This is a genomic window from Halopenitus persicus, from assembly GCF_002355635.1.
GTDB classification, from domain to species: Archaea; Halobacteriota; Halobacteria; order Halobacteriales; family Haloferacaceae; genus Halopenitus; species Halopenitus persicus_A.
In genome coordinates, this window is the sequence record NZ_AP017558.1 from 1,324,786 (window position 1) to 1,342,387 (window position 17,602).

16 protein-coding genes are annotated in these 17,602 nt (G+C 68.6%); 5 read left to right on the forward strand and 11 right to left on the reverse strand.

The window, feature by feature from the left end:
• Nucleotides 1-15: 15 nt before the first annotated feature.
• Entirely contained in the window at nucleotides 16-693 is a 678-nt protein-coding gene (gene upp / locus CPZ00_RS06420; protein WP_096390145.1) for a uracil phosphoribosyltransferase, read from the reverse strand.
• A 145-nt stretch (nucleotides 694-838) separates the two neighbouring features.
• Between upp and CPZ00_RS06425 the strand changes: the two genes are divergently transcribed.
• Nucleotides 839-3,148 (forward strand): ATP-dependent DNA helicase, encoded by a 2,310-nt coding sequence (locus CPZ00_RS06425; RefSeq protein ID WP_096390146.1) that lies wholly within the window; start codon nucleotides 839-841, stop codon nucleotides 3,146-3,148.
• A 121-nt stretch (nucleotides 3,149-3,269) separates the two neighbouring features.
• Here the strand turns inward: CPZ00_RS06425 and CPZ00_RS06430 are convergent, their stop codons facing one another.
• Nucleotides 3,270-3,728: an NOB1 family endonuclease gene (locus CPZ00_RS06430; RefSeq protein ID WP_096390147.1), complete on the reverse strand. Its 459-nt coding sequence runs from the start codon at nucleotides 3,726-3,728 to the stop codon at nucleotides 3,270-3,272.
• A complete protein-coding gene (locus CPZ00_RS06435) occupies nucleotides 3,728-3,973 on the reverse strand; it encodes a PRC-barrel domain-containing protein (protein WP_021074594.1) in 246 nt (81 codons plus the stop codon). The genes CPZ00_RS06430 and CPZ00_RS06435 overlap by 1 nt, the downstream gene beginning before the upstream one ends.
• A gap of 199 nt (nucleotides 3,974-4,172) precedes the next feature.
• On the opposite strand from CPZ00_RS06435, the gene infB reads away from it, so the two are divergent.
• A complete protein-coding gene (gene infB, locus CPZ00_RS06440) occupies nucleotides 4,173-5,966 on the forward strand; it encodes a translation initiation factor IF-2 (RefSeq protein WP_096390148.1) in 1,794 nt (597 codons plus the stop codon).
• 36 nt (nucleotides 5,967-6,002) lie between these two features.
• Here the strand turns inward: infB and CPZ00_RS06445 are convergent, their stop codons facing one another.
• From CPZ00_RS06445 to CPZ00_RS06465, 5 genes are all read right to left on the reverse strand, one after another.
• A complete protein-coding gene (locus CPZ00_RS06445; protein WP_096390149.1) occupies nucleotides 6,003-6,386 on the reverse strand; it encodes a DUF5811 family protein in 384 nt (127 codons plus the stop codon).
• 181 nt (nucleotides 6,387-6,567) lie between these two features.
• Complete coding sequence (locus CPZ00_RS06450; RefSeq protein WP_096390150.1) at nucleotides 6,568-7,122, reverse strand: pyruvoyl-dependent arginine decarboxylase; 555 nt, start codon at nucleotides 7,120-7,122, stop codon at nucleotides 6,568-6,570.
• Between the two features lie 111 nt (nucleotides 7,123-7,233).
• Nucleotides 7,234-8,457 (reverse strand): proteasome-activating nucleotidase Pan2, encoded by a 1,224-nt coding sequence (gene pan2, locus CPZ00_RS06455; protein WP_096390151.1) that lies wholly within the window; start codon nucleotides 8,455-8,457, stop codon nucleotides 7,234-7,236.
• A gap of 96 nt (nucleotides 8,458-8,553) precedes the next feature.
• Nucleotides 8,554-10,035 (reverse strand): tRNA guanosine(15) transglycosylase TgtA, encoded by a 1,482-nt coding sequence (gene tgtA, locus CPZ00_RS06460; RefSeq protein ID WP_096390152.1) that lies wholly within the window; start codon nucleotides 10,033-10,035, stop codon nucleotides 8,554-8,556.
• A 69-nt stretch (nucleotides 10,036-10,104) separates the two neighbouring features.
• Nucleotides 10,105-11,922: a site-2 protease family protein gene (locus tag CPZ00_RS06465; RefSeq protein ID WP_172861792.1), complete on the reverse strand. Its 1,818-nt coding sequence runs from the start codon at nucleotides 11,920-11,922 to the stop codon at nucleotides 10,105-10,107.
• A gap of 132 nt (nucleotides 11,923-12,054) precedes the next feature.
• Between CPZ00_RS06465 and CPZ00_RS06470 the strand changes: the two genes are divergently transcribed.
• Nucleotides 12,055-12,273 carry a hypothetical protein gene (locus CPZ00_RS06470; RefSeq protein WP_096390154.1) on the forward strand — a complete coding sequence of 73 codons (219 nt, stop codon included), beginning with the start codon at nucleotides 12,055-12,057 and terminating at the stop codon, nucleotides 12,271-12,273.
• Between the two features lie 135 nt (nucleotides 12,274-12,408).
• Here the strand turns inward: CPZ00_RS06470 and CPZ00_RS06475 are convergent, their stop codons facing one another.
• Both CPZ00_RS06475 and CPZ00_RS06480 read right to left on the reverse strand, forming a co-directional pair.
• Nucleotides 12,409-13,398: a 5,10-methylenetetrahydromethanopterin reductase gene (locus tag CPZ00_RS06475; RefSeq protein WP_096390155.1), complete on the reverse strand. Its 990-nt coding sequence runs from the start codon at nucleotides 13,396-13,398 to the stop codon at nucleotides 12,409-12,411.
• A 16-nt stretch (nucleotides 13,399-13,414) separates the two neighbouring features.
• Complete coding sequence (locus tag CPZ00_RS06480; protein ID WP_096390156.1) at nucleotides 13,415-14,182, reverse strand: coenzyme F420-0:L-glutamate ligase; 768 nt, start codon at nucleotides 14,180-14,182, stop codon at nucleotides 13,415-13,417.
• 128 nt (nucleotides 14,183-14,310) lie between these two features.
• Here CPZ00_RS06480 and CPZ00_RS06485 point away from each other — a divergent pair, with 128 nt between their 5' ends.
• Complete coding sequence (locus CPZ00_RS06485) at nucleotides 14,311-15,402, forward strand: zinc ribbon domain-containing protein (protein WP_096390157.1); 1,092 nt, start codon at nucleotides 14,311-14,313, stop codon at nucleotides 15,400-15,402.
• Between the two features lie 10 nt (nucleotides 15,403-15,412).
• A complete protein-coding gene (locus CPZ00_RS06490) occupies nucleotides 15,413-16,027 on the forward strand; it encodes a zinc ribbon domain-containing protein (RefSeq protein WP_096390158.1) in 615 nt (204 codons plus the stop codon).
• Nucleotides 16,028-16,423: 396 nt separating this feature from the next.
• Here the strand turns inward: CPZ00_RS06490 and CPZ00_RS06495 are convergent, their stop codons facing one another.
• Nucleotides 16,424-17,485, reverse strand: a complete 1,062-nt coding sequence (locus CPZ00_RS06495) for an aldo/keto reductase (protein WP_096390159.1) — start codon at nucleotides 17,483-17,485, stop codon at nucleotides 16,424-16,426.
• Between the last annotated feature and the right edge of the window lie 117 nt (nucleotides 17,486-17,602).

A 17,602-nucleotide genomic window follows, 5' to 3' on the forward strand; every position in this document is an offset into this window, starting at 1 on the left:
CGGTCGGTGACGAAATCACGTCGTGCGGAACGCCCGATCGCCGGCGTCGCCGAGGCCAGGAACGATGAAACCGTCGTCGTCGAGATGGTCGTCGATCGAGACCGTGAGCAGGTCGGCCTCGGGAGCGGCGTCCCCGACCCGAACGAGACCGTCGGGCGCCGAGACGGCCGAGAGAACGAACAGGTTCTCGTAGCCGTCGGCCTCCGAGAGCACGTGATCGAGGACGGCACACATCGTCGAGCCGGTGGCGAGCATCGGGTCGGCAACGATGACCGTGTCGTCGTCGGTTATCTCGGGAAGCTTCACGTAGTCGATCGTGATCGGGAACTCGCCGTCGTCGTTCATTCCGGCGTCCTCGTCGCGTCCCGCGGAGATGACTCCCTGTTTGGCTCGGGGGAACGCCTTGAGCAACCCTTCGACGAACGGGGTCGCGGCGCGCAACACGTTGATGATCACGACGTCGTCGAGCCCCTTCACGCGCTCGCCAGTGGTTTCCGCAAGGGGGGTCGTGACGGGGACGTACTCGGTGTCCATCGCGCCGTCGATGATCTCGTAGCCGCAGATCCGGCCGAGCTTGACGAGCCCCTTTCGAAAGGCGACCTGCTCGGTCTCGACGTCCCGGAGCCGCGAGAGGGTGTCCTTCGCCAGCGCGTGCGTGATGAGGTAGGCGTCGTCGCGGTCTTCGATCGTCATTGTCGGCGATACCGGTCGCCGAGTCTTTAAAAACCCGGTTTCAGCCGCTCGGGGATCGAGACGGACGGGACCCTCACGCCCGGTCGGGGATCCGAGCCCGTGGGTGACCCGACCCCTTTTAGCCGATGCCGGCCAATCACCGGTCGTGTCAGACCCGGCGTACCTGCGGTTCTTCCCGTACGAGGAGCCCTATCCGAACCAGCGCGAGGCGATGGACAGGGTCGCCAACGCGCTCTCGCGCGGCCAGGACGTCCTCTTCGAGGGCGCGCCGGGAACCGGAAAGACCCTTTCGGCGCTCGTTCCGGCGCTGGAGCACGCACGCGAACACGACCGGACGGTCGTCATCACCACGAACGTCCACCAGCAGATGCGCCAGTTCGTCGAGGACGCGCGGGCGATCACGCGAACGGAGCCGATCCGCGCGGTGGTTTTTAAGGGGAAGTCGTCGATGTGTCACATCGACGTCGACTACCAGGAGTGCCAGACCCTGCGGGACACGACGCGGTCGCTGGTCGAGACCGAGTCCGACAAGGGCGAACTCGAACGCCGCCAGCGTGAGCTCCTCGCGGAGAGCCGTGACGGCGACGCGTCGGCCGCGCAGGCCCGGGAAGCCGTGATGGAGGAGCTCGACGAGCTGGAGGACGAGCTGGCGGAGATCGACGCCGCGAACGTCTGTGACCACTACTACAACAACCTCACCCGGGACACGGACGCGTTCTTCGAGTGGCTCTTCGAGGACGTCCGGACGCCCGAGGACGTCTACGAGTACGCGGAGCAGCGCGAGCTGTGCGGCTACGAGCTGCTGAAGGAGGGAATGGAGGGGGTCGACCTCGTCGTCTGCAACTACCACCACCTGCTCGACCCGACGATCCGCGAGCAGTTCTTCCGCTGGATCGATCGCGACCCCTCGGACATCATCACCGTGTTCGACGAGGCGCACAACGTCGAGGACGCCGCGCGCGAGCACGCGACGCGAACGCTCACGGAGAACACCCTCGAATCGGCGCTCGAGGAGATCGACGGGACCGACGACTCGAGAGCCGAGGCCGCGGAGAACGTCGTTTCGGCGTTCCACGAGGCGCTCGTCGAGACGTACGATGCGGGGCTCGGGTTCGGCGCCCGGGAGTCGGTCGGCGACCGGTGGGAGGACGTCTCGATAGCCAACGAGGACCGACGCGACGACCTCACGCTCGCGTTCCTCGACCGATACGAGGGCCGGGGGATCGACGTCGAGACTGATCTCGCGGTTCAGCTCGGACGATCGCTCGACGAGGAGTACGAACGCCAGTATCGGGAGGGCGAAACCACGAGCCGGAAGGAGTCGGGGACTCTGCAGGCTGCACGGTTCATCTCGACGTGGATGGACGAGGGCGTGGAGTTCGGCCAGTATCCGGTCGTTGCAGTGCGGCGCAACGAGGCCACGGACGAGGTCTACGGCCGGGCGGAGCTGTACACCTGTATCCCGCAAGCGGTCACGAGCGAGCTGTTCGAGGAGGTCGCCGCGTCGGTCCTGATGAGCGCGACGCTGCGCCCGTTCGACGTGACCGCCGACGTGCTCGGGCTCGAGGACGTCGCGAGCCTCGCCTACGAGCTCGCGTACCCGGAGTCAAACCGGATCACCTACGCCGTCGACACGCCGCCGCTGTTCGCCTCCGACCGCTCGGACCCGGACGTTCAGGAGACCGTAGGGGAACTCCTTCGGGATGCCATCCGGTTCACGCCCGGGAACACGCTGGTCTTCTTCCCGTCGTATGCGGAGGCCGAACGGTACCACGAGCGGCTCCGAAGCGGGATCGACGGCGGTCCGGCGGCCCACATCGACGGGCGTGAAGCGAGAGAGGGACGATCGGGATCGACCGGAACGGGAGCGAGCGCGACCGGAGCGGGAGCGAACCCGACGGGAACGGGAGCGAGCGCGACCGGAGCGGAGTCGCTCGGGACGCTCCTCCTCGATGGATCGAGCGCGGAGACCGAGGACCTGCGCCGGCGGTTGGTCGAGAGCGACGACTGCGCGCTGTTCACCTCGCTGTGGGGGACGCTCGCCGAGGGCGTGAGCTTCGACGACGACGCGGCACGGACCGTGATCGTCGTCGGCGTTCCGTATCCGCACCTCTCGGACCGGATGGAGGCGGTCCAGGCCGCCTACGACCGCGCGTTCGCGGACGGGTCCGGAACCCGCGATCCGGGATGGACCTACGCCGTCGAGGTGCCCACGATCAGGAAGACGCGACAGGCACTCGGTCGCGTCATCCGGGGACCCGACGACTTCGGAGTTCGGATCCTCGCCGACCGACGCTACACCGATGCGGACATGGGGAAGTACTCGGTCAGGGATCGGTTCCCGCCCGAGGAGCGCTCGGAGCTCATCGACATCGCGCCGGAGAAGGTGAAGTTCGGGGCGTTGAACTTCTTCACCGACCACGACGCCTACGACGGGGATCCGCCGAGCCCGTAGCAGCGGGACGGGAATCAGCGAACTGGAGACCGGCGGACCGGAAACCGGCGGACCGGAAGCCGGCGGATCGGAAACCGGCGGACCGGAACAGCCCGGCCAAAGCGGGACCCGGACGACCGCCTCAGCTTGGATTCTTGCGGGTTAAGTCGCTGCCGCAGACCGGACACCGGTCACGGTCGTCCTCGAACGTCCGGCCGCAGCCGGCGCACTGAAACAGCCACTCGCGCTCCTCGGTGATCCCCTCACGCGCGATCGCGTCGACGGTGACGCCGAGTCGCTCGGCGACGTTCTGCATCGCGTAGTCGTCGGTGACCAGCGTCGCGTCGAGTTCGACCGCGGCGGCGATCAGCCGAGCGTCGGTCGTCGAGAGCACGTCGGCGTCGCCCGACTCGCGCGCCGCGCGCTCGACGCGCCTGATGGCGTCCGCGTCGGGGACGTGCACGCGCATCCCCGACCCCTCCATCGCGTCGAAACGGAGGGCGTGACCGCCCTCGAGTTCCTCGTGGACCGCCGGGATCGACGCCGTCGGCCCGTCGACGTCGTACTCGTGGATGAACGCCGACGAGTCGAGGACGTGCATTACCGCGAAACGACGATGTAGTCCTTGACTGCCTGCACGTTCCCGACCGGGATCTTCAGCCGGCCGCGGTCGTCGGCGGCGAACCCGACCCGTCCGGGGTCGAGCTGCTCGTGCGGCGAGACGAGGAGGTTCCGCAGCTCGCCCGTCTTCAGGTCCATCGTGATGTTGTACAGGTCGCCGAGTTCGGTCCCGTCCGAACCCATTACCGCCTTGCCCGAGAGGTTCTCGGCGAGGATGTCGGCCATACTGTGACCGATCCGGGCAGTCCCCTTAAACGCCACGGGGCGTCAGACGGCCGACGGACGCGATCGACTCGCGTCGTCGCCCGACGTCGCGGGCCGGGAAGGGCCACGGGCACCTCGCCGCCGCGCGTCTCGGCGTTCTGAAACACTTAACTGGCGTCCACGACTCGAACACGGTAGTAACCTTCTCGGGGGCATTTCGATGACCGACGACACACACTCCGACACCCTTCGAACGCCGATCGTCGCCGTGCTCGGTCACGTCGACCACGGCAAGACTAGCCTGCTCGATAAGATACGCGGATCGGCCGTCAGCGAGGGAGAGGCGGGTGCGATCACCCAGCACATCGGGGCGACCGACATCCCGCTGTCGACGATCTCCACGATGGCCGGCGAGCTCGTTCAGCCGGAGGACTTCGACCTCCCCGGGCTGCTGTTCATCGACACGCCGGGCCACCACTCCTTTTCGACCCTCCGTGCGCGCGGCGGCGCGCTCGCGGACATCGCGGTGCTGGTCGTCGACGTGAACGACGGCTTCCAGCCGCAGACGGAGGAGGCGATCGACATCCTCCGACGGACCGGAACGCCGTTCGTCGTCGCCGCCAACAAGATCGACACCACGCCGGGATGGAACCCGCGGGAGGGAGCGCCGGTCCAAGAGACCTACGAGGCGCAGTCGGACCGTGCCCGGTCGATGCTCGACGAGAACCTCTACGCGCTCATCGGCGAACTCTCCGACGCCGGGTTCTCCGCGGACCTCTACTGGCGCGTCCAGGACTTCCAGAAGAACATCGGCGTCGTGCCCGTCTCCGCGCTGACCGGCGAGGGAGTGCCGGACCTACTGACCGTGCTGATGGGTCTGTCCCAGCGGTTTATGAAGGAGGAGATGGCGATCGACGTGTCGGGACCGGGCGTCGGGACGGTCCTCGAGGTGAAGGAGGAGCGGGGGTTCGGAGCAACGGTCGACGCCGTGATGTACGACGGCGTGATCCGAACGGACGACCAGGTCGTCATCGGCGGCCAGGACGAACCGATCGTCACCGACATCCGTGCGCTGTTGCAGCCGCAGCCGCTCGCGGAGATCCGGACCGAAAAACAGTTCGAAAAGGTCGATTCGGTCGCCGCCGCCGCGGGCGTGAAGATCGCCGCACCCGATCTCGAGGACGCGATGGCCGGAGCGCCGGTTCGGGTCGTTCGCGACCGCGACCTCGACGACGTTGTCGCGGAGGTGACTGCGGAACTCGAGGAGATCGACGTCGACACCGCCGATGACGGCGTCGTGATCAAGGCGGACACGCTCGGCTCGCTCGAGGCGATGGCGAGCGCGCTCGAGGAGGCGGAGATCCCGATCATGCGTGCCGAGGTCGGCGACATCGCGCCGCGGGACGTCGCGATCGCCGAGACCGCGAACCAGGACGAGCACAAGGCGATCCTCGGGTTCAACGTCGACGTGCTCCCGAACGCCAGGGACGAACTCGAGGTCGCCGACGTCAAGCTGTTCACCGACGAGGTCATCTACCAGCTCATCGAGGAGTACGACACCTTCGTCGAGGAGCGCAAGCGCGCCCAACAGGAGACCGTCCTCGATAAGATCGTCAGGCCGGCACGCTTCCGGCTGTTGCCCGACCACACCTTCCGCCAGAACGACCCCGCGGTCGTCGGCGTCGAGGTGCTCGCTGGAACGCTCCAGAACAACCGGCACGTGGTCGCCTTCGAGAACGGCGAGCCGGACCGCCGAGGTCAGCTCTCGGGGATCCAGAAACAGGGCGAGGACGTCGAGGAGGCTCGCGCCGGCGAGCGGGTCAGCGTCGCCATCGACGGCCCCACGGTCGGCCGCCAGATCGAGGAGGGCGACGTCCTCTGGACGGAGATCCCCGAAAAGCACGCGAAGATCCTCGAACAGGAGCTCGCCGACGACATCACGGCCGACGAGCTGGAGGCGCTCCACGGCTACCTCGACAAGCGCCGGAGCCGCGACCCCTTTTGGGGAAAATGAGGCGATCGGGAACCCGCGGCCGACCGCACCGTCTCGTCACTTCGCCGTCGGCGTGATCTCGCCGACCGCGTCCATGACCTGAAGGGCCGCGCTGGCCGCGAGTCCCTTCGCGACCTCCTCCGTGTCGGTGTCGGCCAGCCCCGTCTCGAGGTCCTCGACGTCCGGGGCGAAGCCGGCGGAAACGGGGTGGCCGGCGGGCGGATTCACCGCGACGGTCGCCTGCGGGCCGTTGCTGCCGACCGACAGCTCGGACCCAACGACGTAACTGTCGGGAAGGTACGACTCCGTCCGCGAGACGATCCCGGCGACTGCGGTTCGAAGTTCGCGTTCCTGAGCCGCGGAGAGCTCGACTGCGTCACGGTCCGGTTCGCCGGCCGGGGTGACGCCCGGTGCGCCCGCGTACGGGTTGTTGCCGTTCATTGAGATTGGGATCGATAGGGGGACCGCGTTCAAAAAGGCGTCGCCGAACTCGGCGTCGATCCGGCCGATTCGCCCGAACTCGGCTGACCGGGGTGGATCCGGATCGGGACGGCACCCGGATCGAGCCGGATCATCGCGTCGGCTCGTCGCGTCGGCTCGGCAGTAGTCGGACCGGATCGACTCACACGATCGGCTCGGAGTCGCCGTAGGCCGCGACCACGACGACGCACGTGTGGGCGTCCGGGGAGGGCGTCGCCGACTCGACGAGCGTCTCGCGGTCGGGAAGGTCCCAGTCACGGAGGGTCGCGCCCGCGTCGAGCCCCTCGTGGATCCGGTCCCGAACCGTCGCCGGCTCCGTGCCCGTCACCTCGTAGAACAGCCCCGGACCGGGGCCGGTCGCCCACCCGAGCCCGGCGGCGATCGTCGACGGCCGGTCCGCGTCCGGGTCGTCCTCCGTGGTCGTCCCGGCGTCCGTGGTCGTCCCGGCGTCCGTGGTCGTCCCGGCGTCCACCGCCGGTCCGAGGTGTCGTTTCGCCTGGACGACCGTGAGCCGGTTGCCGGCCGGACCCAGGTCTGGCGCGCGATCGACGCTCGTGACGGTGGCGTCCGCGGGAACGATCGAGGAGACGGTGACGAGGTTGTAGTTGTGCAGATTCGCGTCCGCGAGTGCCGCGTCGTAGGCCGCCATCGCCGTCGGGGCGACGCCGACGCCGGCGGCGACGTGGATCGATGCCATCGTCGAAGATCGGCGACCGACGCGCTAAGCGGTTTCGAAACGGGAACGGTCGGAAAAACGGGACGGAACGGCGATCGGTCGGGCCGACGGCGAGACGGGTCCGACCGCCGGTCAGTACTGATAGTGGATGTTGCGGTCGGCGGCCTCCTCGGCCGAGTCGAGCTTCTCGACCGCGTCCGCGAAGTCCGCGCGGGTGACCTCGGTCCGGCCGTCGCGGATCGCGAACATTCCGGCCTCGGTGGCCAGCGATGCGAGATCCGCGCCGCTGAACTCCTCGAGGTCCGCGACGAGTCCCGAGAGGTCGAGATCGTCCGCGACGTTCATGCCCTCGGTGTGTATCTCGAGGATCCGTTCGCGGGCGGCGGCGTCGGGCTTGGGGACCTCGATGAGCCGGTCGAACCGGCCCGGCCGGAGGATCGCCTCGTCGAGCATGTCGAACCGGTTCGTGGCAGCCATGATTCGGATCTCGCCGCGGTCCTCGAAGCCGTCCATCTCGGAGAGCAGCTGCATCATCGTCCGCTGGACCTCGGCGTCGCCGGAGGTCTTCGAGTCCGTCCGCTTGGAGGCGACCGCGTCGATCTCGTCGATGAAGATCACCGCGGGCTCGCGGTCGGCAGCGAGCTCGAAGAGGTCACGGACCAGCCGTGACCCCTCGCCGATGAACTTCCGGACGAGCTCGGAGCCGGCCATCTTGATGAAGGTGGCGTCGGACTCGTTGGCGACCGCCTTCGCGAGCATCGTCTTGCCGGTCCCCGGCGGGCCGTGCAGCAGAACGCCGCTTGGGGGTTCGACGCCGACGATATCGAACGTTTCCGGGTTCTCGAGGGGGTCCTCGACCGCCTCGCGAACCTCGCGGATCTGGTCGTCGATGCCGCCGATGTCCGCGTAGGTCACGTCGGGGGAGGCGTCGACCTCCATCGCCTGGGCCCGCGCATCCGTCTCGTCGTCGAGCACGGTCTGGATCGCGAAGGAGTCGTTTATCGCGACGCGGTCGCCGGGGTCGAGCTCGTCGGTCACCGAGGTGGCCGTCTCGGTCAGCACCTCCTGGTTGTTCCCGTGCTGTTTGATCACGACGCCGTCGTCGGTGTGCTCCTCGACGGAGGCGATGTATAGCGAGGAGGTCTTCAGGACCTCGTTTTCCCGTTTCAGTTCGTCGACGTCGTGCTGGAGGTCCTCGCGTCGGCCTTCGGCGTCCTCGAGCCGCTGTTCGAGCTCGTCGTTTACCTGCACGATCCGCCGGAAATGCTTGCGGATCGCTTCGAGCCGTTCCCCCTCGCTCATCTCGGGGTCGAGTTCGAGGCGGGGACGGTCCGGCAGTGACGGACTATGGGACATTCGTTGCCGGTGGTACGGTTTCGGCGTACATGTGCCTTTGGGTCACGGCCCTTTTCCGCCGACCGGAGGACGGACGGGCGTCGTGACCGCGACGAACTAGTGTCCGATCGCCGCGAGGTTCTCGAGCGCGACCGACGCGGGAAGCCGGTCGAGGACCGCTGCCTCCCAGTCGTCGTGTGCGAACGTGATCGCGGTCGTCGGGTGCTCACGGGCGAGCCGGGCGACGCCGTCGACAGCCGCGCGGCGCAGCGCCGCGTCGGGGCGGTCAGGTGCCTCGGCGGTCAACGGATAGGTTTCGGAGAGCGCGGGCGGGACGGGACCGAACGGCGGCTTGACCCGCCAGACCGCGTCGTACTCGTGGTCCGAGGGGGGCTTCGAGACGGTGAGCAGCAGCGACGCGGGGACCGACAGCCGGTCGAGCCGGTCGTGGTGGCGCGCGATCTCGGGCCGGCGCGCGGATTCGGCCGACAGCGAGAAGAACGTTCCCTTCGAGACCGGGTCGGTCGCCTCGAGCTGCTCGCGGTGGTCCAGCAGTGCGCGGTAGCCGTCCCACATCGACGGATGACCGCGGGCGCGTCGTTCGACGAGCTCCAAGAGGGACCCCGACCGAACTGCCTCCTTCACCCGACGCAGCTCCTCGAGGGTGACGTGGAGGTTGTGCTCGGCGAGCAGCCGTTCCCGCTCGGTCTCGTCGGTATCGCGGAGAGCGGCGGGCGTGTGGTCGGCACAGACCGGACAGGAACACGGCAGATACGTGAGGTCATCGAGGTGTTCGGTCCCCGAGACGGTCAAGTACCGTCCGTCGCGGGCCATCAGCGCGTAGGCCGCCGAGTCGAACAGATCACAGCCGCAGGCGACCGCGAGCGCGAGCATCATCGGGTGGCCCGCGCCGAAGAGGTGGACCGGACAGTCCGGGTCGAGCCCGCGCTTGGCGCCCAGCACGACGTCGACGACGTTCGCATATCGATAACCGTTCATCAAGGGGACGACCGCCCCGACCGGGAAGACGTCGAGGTCGGTCCCGGCGGCGTGGCGGCCGGCACGTTCCCGGAGGTCGGGATACGTCGACCCCTGGACGGGGGCGTTCACGAGCATCTCGCCGGTATCGACGGCGGCGGCATCAGCCAGCGCGGTCTCGGTCGTCTCGAGATCGGCCGCTGCCCGATCGCGCTCGACGTCGGGCGGCGTCGGCACGTCGACCGGCGTGGCGATGTCGGAGCCGATCGCGTGCTGAAACTCGAGGATCTCCGTGGTCGTCACGTCGATGTCGCCGTACTCGGCGAGCTGGAACGACCCGGAGTCGGTCATGATCGCACCGTCGAACCCCAGGAGGTCGTGCAGCCCCTCCTCGAGGGCGCGCTCCCGAACCCGGTCGGTGCTGTGGATGATGTAGGAGTTGGTGATCAGGGCGTCGACGCCGAACTCCGACCGAAGGCGTTCGGGATCGATCGTGAGCACGTTCGGGTTGATCACCGGCAGGAGGGCCGGGGTTTCGACGGTCACGCCGGCTCGCGGAACCGTCAGGCGGCCGATCCGGCCGGCGCCGTCGTGGTCCCGGATCTCGAACTGCTCGCGCATATCGCGTCTGGGTCGGGACCGGCGGTAAGGGTTGCGTTCGGCGGACACGGCCGAGGGCTGCAGTCGCGGTCAGCCGAGCACGACGGGACCGAACAGCATCACGAGCAGGGCGACGAGCATCGTCAGCCCGACCCCGGTGGTGATCGTCCGGGTGAGCCGCGGCTTCGCGTCGATCGGCAAGCGCGAGACGACCGCCTCCGTGGCGGTCCGGAGGATCCGCCCGCCGTCGAGCGGAAAGGCCGGGATGCAGTTGAAGAACGCGAGCTGGAGGTTGATCCAGCCGGTCCAGAAGAGCGCGTTCGCGCCGAGGAAGACGACCGGGTCGCCGAGCGTCGAAAGCGGTCCGGTCACCTCGTAGAACTGGACGTTCGTCCCGACGAAGCCGGCGAAGTTGTACTGGACCGACGGGTCGACGATCGAGTAGAACGGGAGGACGGTGATCAGAAGCAGCGTGCCGAGGAACGTGTCGCTCGCCGCACCGGTCAGCATCGAGAGGTACTGGCCGGCCGGATATCCGGTCACGCCGAGGCTGTCGACCGACACGCCGGAGAACCCGGCGGCGATCTGGACGCCGAGGTACGCGTCGCCCCCCGTCGCGGAGTCGTCGCCAGATCCCGCGGTCTCGCCGCTGGCTGTGCTCGACCCGAGGGTGACGGCGAACTCCTCCCGGTCGCCGTCGACGTAGCCGACCACGGTCACCTCCTCGCCGGGGTCGCGCGCGTCGATCGCCGCGCTGAGGTCCCCACGGTCGACGACACGGTCGTCCCCGACCGCGGTGATGACGACGCTCTCGCCGGCCGGCGCGCCCGCAGTGGCGTTGAGCGGTCCGTCGGGAACGACGACGGCGAGGGCGCCGATCGGGCCCTCGACGGTCGTTCCGTTCGCCGTTCCGATGGCGGCGACGTGGTCGGCGGCGACCGCCTCGCGGAACGCCGCTTCGGTCCGAACCGGGTCCCCGTCGACGGTCGCGATCGTGTCGTTGACCGCCAGGCCGTCGGAGCCGTTGGAGTCGACGAGCGGCGACGTCTCGGCGACGCCAGTCACGAGCAGCGACCGGTCGACGGTTCGCTCGGTTCCGTCGTGGAGCGTGACGGTGACCCGATCGTCGGCGTTCCCGGCGAGTCGGCGGGTGAGGTCGGTCCCGTTGTCAACCGGGTCCCCACCCAGCGCGACGATCCGGTCGCCGGACCCGATACCGGCCTCCGCGGCCGGCGACCCCGGATACGCGCCGCCGACCGCCGCGCCGGAGGCGACCGAGACCGCGCCGCCGACCGGACCGAAGAGGAGCCCGAACGCCACGAGGACGACGAGGAAGTTCGCCGTGACGCCGGCGGCGAACATCCGGGTTCGGCTCCCGCGGGTCGCCGACGTCGTCGACTCGTCGTCGGGTTCGACGAAGGCGCCGACCGGGATCAGCGTGAACAGCGCCAGCCCCATCGAGTCGATCTCGATGTCCTCGACGCGGCACAACAGCCCGTGTGCGCCCTCGTGGACGACGAGGGCGACGAGCAGCCCCAAGACTATCTCGAAGGCCACTGAGAGGGGAAGGAAGTCGTTGACGCCGGGGATGATGAGGACGTTCTGGGGCGTGTTGATGCCGGTCGGCTCCGGCGGGTTCGAGAGCACGCTGAGGGCGTTCGCGATCAGCAGCAGGAACGTGCCGACCATGATGACGAGCGCGACGCCGACCCCGAGGTTCGCGATCGCCCGCCAGAGGCGTTTCGGCGCGGAGAGCCGGTCGAGAAGCGCCTTTCCGCGTTTCGTGTGGATCGTCGTCATCGGTCCGGAAACCCGCACGGACTCGGGAAGCAGCCCACGGTTCTGCAGCCACGCCGCCGCCGCGGTGTACGCGAGCACCCCGAGAAGGATCCACAGCAGGGTATTCATCAGTCGTGTTTCGTGATCGGCCGGGGTAAGGAGTTCGGTTGCGGAGACCGCCGGGCAGGGCGGTCATCCGCGGGGCCATTCCGGTTCCGAGCAGAAACAACACCCAAATACCCCTCCGTCCTACCGTGGGGTATGACACCGGTCGAGTTCCTCGCGGAACTGGTCTTCGGCGTGTATCAGCTCGCAACCATCTTCCTCGAGAACGTGGTGGCCAACGGCGACCCGCTCTCGATCGTTGCGTTCCTCGTGGGACAGGTGCTGCTCGTCGGCTCCATCGTCGCCATCGCCTACCTCGCGGTCGGCGCGCTTGCGAGCACCGTCGGCATCCAGCTTCCCTCGCCCGGGAAGTGAATCGCTCCCGGACGGACGACGAATAGTCCGTCCCGCCGCGATCAGGACGACGTTCGGTCCCGGATATCGTCCCCGTTCGATCCCGATTTTTCCTCCTCCTCCCCCTCCACGCCGGGAAGACGTCGCCCTCCTCCGCTACGCCGAGAAGACGTCACCGAGCGCCGACGCCGCCACGTCGATCGACGCGTCGGCGTCCGGCCCGATCGGCGACCCGACCACGAGTCCGTCGACGTGCTCCCCGAGATCCATCGCGCGGTCGCGAACGTCCGCGGGTGACCCGGCGAGACAGAACGCGTCGATCATCGCGGGCGTCACCGCCTCGAAGGCGGCGGAGAACTCCCCGGCGCTGACTCGGTCGCCGACGGTTTCGGCCGCCTCGCGATCGATCCCGTGGCGGTCGAGCACCGGCGGGGCGGCCCCGGCAGCGATGAACGCGACCGCGGGACGGGCGGCCTCGCGTGCCGCGTCGGAATCCTCGTCGACGCTGACGCTGGCGTACGCGACCAGCTCGAACGCGCCGCGGTCGTCCGGGCGGTCCTCGAGCCCGTCGGCGACCTGCTCGCGCGCCCAGCGCAGGTCGGCCGGATGGGACCCGTTGAACAGCAGCCCGTCGGCGTGCTTGGCGGCCATCCGGCACATGTGGGGTCCCTCGCCGCCGACGTAGACCGGGAGGTCGCTCCCCTGCGGCGGCTCGTAGTTGAGGCCGGCGTCGGTCGCCTCGAAGCTGCCGTCGTGGTCGATCCGCTCGCCGTCCCAGAGTCGTTGGGCGGACTTGAACGCCTCCAGGACGGGGCGAAGCCCCCGCCGCTCGTCGAGTCCGAGGTTCGAGAGGGTGGACGGGTCGCCGGGGCCGATCCCGAACACGGCCCGTCCGCCGGACGCCTCGTCGAGCGTCGCGAGCCGCGAGGCGAGCGTGACCGGATGCGTCTCGAGCGGGTTGGCGACGCCGGGACCGAGCCGGATCGTCTCCGTCTCGGCCGCGAGCCGCGAGAGGAACGCCCAGGGGTCGCGGTTGTTGTAGTGACACGTCGAAAACACGGCGTCGTAGCCGGCGGCCTCAGCCGCGCGTCCGCGTTCGACGAGTCGATCCAGTTCGTCCTCCGGCGTGAGTTCGATTCCGAGCATACTGAGTCACCAAACGTCAGGTTCCGTCCCCGCCATCGTACCGCCACTCGCGGAGCGCCTGCCGAACGAAGTCGGTCTCGACGTCACGGAAGTGCGCGTCCGATCCCGCGTGGTCGCCGAACTCGAAGTCACGAACGACCACGACCGGCGTCCCGGCGTCCCCCTCGCCGGCGATCAGGTTGGCAGCTGCCGCGAGCTCGTCGACCACGTTCTGCACGGTGACGCCGAGCTCGCGACCGTCGCGGTCGCGCTCGCCGCGCCAGTCGCGGCTGGCGGGCAACCCCGACCAGCCGATCGCGACCCCACGCTGACCGTGGCGGAACGGTCGACCGCAGGTGTCGGTGACGACCACACGGCCGGCGGGCAGCCCCGACCGGATCCGCTCCGCACTCTCAGCCGGTCGCTTCGGCAGCAACAGGAGGTCGCCGTCGGGAACGTTCGACCGGTCGATGCCGGCGTTGACGCCGACGTGGCCGAACCGGCTCGCGGTGAGCAGGAACGGCTCCTCGAGAATGATCTCGGTCGATTCCTCGAGGACCGCCTGTGCGAATCGGGGATCCTTGGAATCGCCGGTGGCCGACTCGAGCCGGTCGGCGAGCTCCCTGGCTCGTGGACTCGGGGGGAAGTCGTCGTAGTCGTGAACGCGACCCTCGGCCTTCGAGACGACCGTGCTCGCCACGCAGACGACGTCGTCGGGACGGAGGTCGACGCGCTCGTCGATCAGCGCGGCGAGGTCGTCGCCGGCCCGTATCTCGGGCATATCGGGGACCGCGAACAGTTCCATACGGACGTGGATCGGTCGGCCCGACGAAAAACCCCGACGATACTGGCGGAGACGGCCGGAACTCGGGGGCGTCTATCAAATACCCGGAAAGAATAAGTGAGGGACGGAAGCCTATCTAAGCGACTGCGATGCCATCGAACAACAGGGACGACTCGGATCGGGACGAGGAGTCCGACGACGGTGAGTGGCAGTTCGGGTCGAGCGACGACGATCGGGGGGGAGCGGACCGGTCGGGTGGCCGGTCACGGTCCGGACGATCGGATCGGTCGCGTCGATCCCAGGAACGACGCGACGACGCCGACAGCGGCGACGCGAACCGCCGAAGTCGACGGAACAGGAGATCGACGCGCCGTTCCGAACGCGACGACGGGTCGCGGGAGCGAAACCCGACGGAGCGGACGGGCGCGCGATCGAACGCCCGCGAACAAGAGAACACGCGGGGAGGCGACGCCGAAAGCCAGGAATCCACCTCGGGTGGATCCGGATCGGCCCCGGCGTCCAACAGCGGGGGAGCTTCGGGACCCGGCGGCCACGCGTCCGAGAAACGATCCGGCGGCGGATCGAGCCCCCAACGCGGCGGATCGAACGCGACAGGGGATGCAGGTGAAACTGCCGAAGCGGCGGGATCGGCCCGGACGCAGAGCCAGCCGCAAGCCGGCGGGCAGCCGACCGCGGAAGGTCCGGAAGGCCAACCACAGGCCGGCGGACGGCGGGCGGCAGGAACGCAACCCGAGACCGGAAACCGATCGGCGGGGCGGCCGGCCGGCCAGCAACCGCGAGGGGCGGGTGGCGGCGGTCAACCCGGTCCGGACGAGGTCTACTGTACCAGCTGCGGCGAGGTCATCAAGGAGCGTGCCGAGATCTGTCCGAGCTGCGGCGTTCGGCAACAGGCCGCAATGTCGGCTCCCGCCGGCGCGCCGGCCACGGGCGGGGCCCCTGCCGGTGGCGGAGGCGCCGGCGGTGCTGCCGGCGGCGGAATGTCGGAGATGCGAAAGCGAAAGCTGCAGAAGGTCGCCGGGAAGGACAAGACGACCGTGATGCTGGTGAGTTTCCTCCTCACCCCGGTCGGATACCTGATGGTCGACGAGACGATGTATGCCGTGATCAACCTGTTGACCGGGAACTACTTCTTCCTCGGCTGGCTCATCGTCCCGTTCCACACGAAGGGAATCATCGAAAGTGCCCGGCAAGAACTCGAACAGGCCGGCGCAACCTGGTGAGAGATCCCGAATGAGCGTCACCGAAGTCTACTGTCGAAGCTGCGGCGAACGGATCAAGGCCGACGCCGAAATCTGCCCGAACTGCGGCGTCCGGAACCAGGCCTACCAGGGCGGGCAGCCGACGCGGGGCGGCGGGAGACGTCGCGGTGCGGGCGGCGGTGGACAGCCACGCGGCGGGACCACGACCCAACGATCCTCGCCGTCCGACAGCTGGGTGTACGGCGTCGGCGTCGGCGCCGCCCTCTGGGTGATCGTCGCGCTCCTGCAGTTCCGCGCGATGTCGGCCGTGCAGGGTATCCAGGGCGGAGGCTCCCCGCTTGCGGCCGGGAGCCAGGCGCTCACCTCGCTGCTCGTTGGCGGACCGGTCCAACTGATCGCGTGGATCGTGTTGCCGATCGCGTTCTACTACGACATCAAGTACGTGAAATACGCGACCGACTGGAGCCCATCGACCGGTCTCTTCGTCGGATTGGCCGCACTGGCGCCGATCCTGAGCAGCATCGTCGGAATGGTTGCGATGGTCGGGATGGGTATCCAGGGAATGTTCGTCGGCAGCATCCTCGTGCCGCTGGCCGTCGCCGGGCTCTCGGGGTACTACCTCAAGCGCCGGTACGACTTGGTCTAGATCGGGGTACTCAAGCCCCGTCGGGTTCTATCGTCACCGGGCGGCGGTGACGAGGGGTTACCCCCACCGAGCCCCGTGTGACGATGGGTTTTCTCCCGAGCCGCCCGTTTCGACACGTCCGTCAGGGACCGATCGGCGATTTCGAGACGCTTCGCCAACCCGAAGCGAAAGTGAACGAGACGCCGCTAACGAGGCTGCAGCCATTCGATCTCGACTCGAAGGAGCCGGGTACCTGACGCTGCCGCTCGGCCGATGGTTTATCCCCGATCGCGCACCACCCCGCCGCGTGACGTAACCGACCGTCCACGTCGGTCGAGGCGGGAGCCCGGCACGCCGTCGTGGAACGCCTTCACGGTGCCGGCTGTTCGCCAATCCGAGCCGGGAGACGGGGAGCCCTCAGTACGAGGCAGCCCGTTTGTCGAGCCCTGCGGCCTGGATGTCCTCGCCGTCGACGGAGGTCCGCAGCTCGTCCATCCCGTCGAAGCGGTCGATCCCGAAGTTCTCGGCGTATAACTCCTGGACGTGCTCGTACTCGTCTGCGGAGAGCGAGGGCACGTCGCTGGCCGCCGCCCACTCGTCGATGTCGTCGGTCGTCCGGAAGGTGGGGGTCACCGAGGCGACCTCGTCGTGGAAGAGCAGCCACCGGATGGCGGCCTGGCTCATCGTCCGCTCGCCGTCACGCTCGAGGAACCGGATCGCCTCCAGCTTCTCCCAGCCGGTCTCGTACCACTCGTCCGGGCGGTAGGACCGATGGTCGCCCTCTCCGAGTTCCGTCTCCGGCGTGACCTGCTCGTTGAGCAGCCCCGAGGAGTGGGGCACGCGCGCGAGGACCGACGTGGCGGCGTCAATCTCGCGGATCGTCTCGATGAAGTGCATGCCGGGCTCCTGCTCGAACAGGTTGAACACCGTCTGCACCGCGTCGAAAACCTCGTACTCGGCGGCCGCGTCGCCCTCCGCCAGCCACCCGATCGACGGGCCGAGCGCCCAGCCGATCGACTCGGCACGGCCGTCGGCCTTGAACTCGCGGAGCACCTCGAGCACCTCCGGCGTCACCTCCTCGACGTTGGCGTTGTGCAGCTGGAGGAACTCCACGTGGTCGGTCCCGAGTCGGTCGAGCGACTTGTCGAATGCCTCCCGGAGATACTCGGGGGTGAGCTCCTTGGGGAGCTCGCCGTGACCGGCCTGCGGATTGTTGTAGAAGTCGTAGCCGATCTTCGTCGCGAGCGTCACCTCCTCGCGGTGCTCGCCGAGCGCGCGGCCGAGGAGCTCCTCGGAGTTCCCGTGGCCGTAGACGTCGCCGGTGTCGAAGTAGGTGATCCCGCGATCGAGGGCGTGTTGGACCATCTCGACCGCCTGGTCCTCGGTGCGGTCGCCCCACCAATCGGTCCCGATGACCCAGGCGCCGAAGCCGATCTCGCTCACTGCAACCCCGGAGTTCCCGAGCTCGCGGTCGTGCATACGTTCGCGTTGGGGATCGCCCCACTTAGCGCGTGTGGTTCGGCCGTCCGACCGGGGCGATCGCCCGAAGGGTCGTCGACCGATCGGGACGCCGCAGAACGCGCTCCGAGCGCGGGA